We start from the raw sequence: 1,378 nt of genomic DNA, 5'->3' as shown, positions 1-1,378 counted from the left end.
GGGCCGTGGTGTCGTGGGGCGTGGTCATCTTTCGCCTCGGTCGGGGGTGATGCGTCGGTTCACCGTCCGTGCGCGTGGGCGGCCTCCTCTTCCAGACGTTCCATGGTGCCCTCGACGTCGGAGGGGTCCCCGAGGAAGTCCTGGAGGGTCTGCCACATACCGTCGCCGACGGTGGCGCCGAACACGGCGGGCTGTTGGTCCGACAGGTCGAAGCGGACACCGTCCCCGGCGAGGACGATCTGCTCGGCGATCTGGCCGGTGACCGGGTCGGCGTAGTCGTCGGCGGTCAGGTGCCGGTTGGGCGAGACGAACCCGCCGATGGCCGCCCACTCCCCCGCGGCCTCGGCGGTGGCGAGGAAGCGCAGCAACTCCATGGTGGCGGTGCCGTCGTTCATGGCGACGGCGGCGTCACCGGCCACGACCACGGAGCCCTCGTCCCCCGCCATGGGAGGGAAGGGGAAGACCCGGGCGTCGTCGCCGACGGTGGCGTTCGTGCCGGCGGTGACCACACCGCCGATGAAGTCGGCGCCCATCACCATGGCGGCATCGGGGTCGTCGCTGTAGACGTCGAGCACCGAGGTGGGGAAGTCGGTCTGAAGCGCGCCGTCGCTGCCGCCCAGCATGAGGCGGTCCTCGCCCCAGACTTCGGCCAGGGTCTCCAGGGCGACCTCGACGCTGGGGTCGGTCCAGGGGATCCGGTGCCGGCTGAGCCGGTCGTACATCCGGGGGCCGGCGGTCAGCAGGTAGACGTTCTCGAACCAGTCGGTGAGCACCCAGCCGTCGGCTCCGGCGACGGACAGCGGGCTGATGCCGGTGTCGGCGAGGTCGGCGGAGAGTTCGACGAACTCGTTCCAGTTCCGCGGGGGGACGGCGCCGATCTCGGCGAAGAGTCCGTCGTTGTACCAGACCAGGGACTTGTGGGCGACCTTGAGGTAGACGCCGTAGGGGGTCTCGCCCACCGAACCGAACTCGGTCCAGGCGCCGGCCATGTTCTCGTCGAGTGCGTCCACGACGTCATCGGTGAGGGGGACGAGCGCCCCCTCGTCGGCGAAGTGTTCGATGAGGCCGGCCTGTGGGATGAGCGCGACGTCGGGTTCGTCCCCGCCCTGGATGCGGGTCTGCAGAAGGGTCTGTAGGTCGTCGCCCGCACCGCTGTAGGAGACCGTGACGCCGGTCCGTTCCTCGAAGACAGCGAGGACGCGTTCGAAGGCCTCCTGTTCGTCGCCGGCCCAGGGGCCCACGATCTCCAGGTTCTGCCCGGCCAGGCCGGGATCGGCCATGGTGCCGTCGCCGTCGGCACAGGCGGTGGTGGTCAGGCTGACGACGACCAGAGCCGTCGCGGTACGGGTGAGGCGGCGGGGGCTTCGGGGGCTCAGGG

At 70.6% G+C, this 1,378-nt stretch carries 1 protein-coding gene; it reads right to left on the bottom strand.

The genetic code is table 11. The features are described from left to right. Positions 1–59: 59 nt before the first annotated feature. Entirely contained in the window at positions 60–1,280 is a 1,221-nt protein-coding gene (locus tag BQ8420_RS17425; protein WP_087100187.1) for an ABC transporter substrate-binding protein, read from the bottom strand. Positions 1,281–1,378: the final 98 nt, after the last annotated feature.

Origin of the sequence: Nocardiopsis sp. JB363, from assembly GCF_900143625.1 — a bacterium.
GTDB lineage: Bacteria > Actinomycetota > Actinomycetes > Streptosporangiales > Streptosporangiaceae > Nocardiopsis.
The sequence above is the reverse complement of the archived record's forward strand: the minus strand, read 5'-3'. Positions and strand labels throughout refer to the sequence as shown.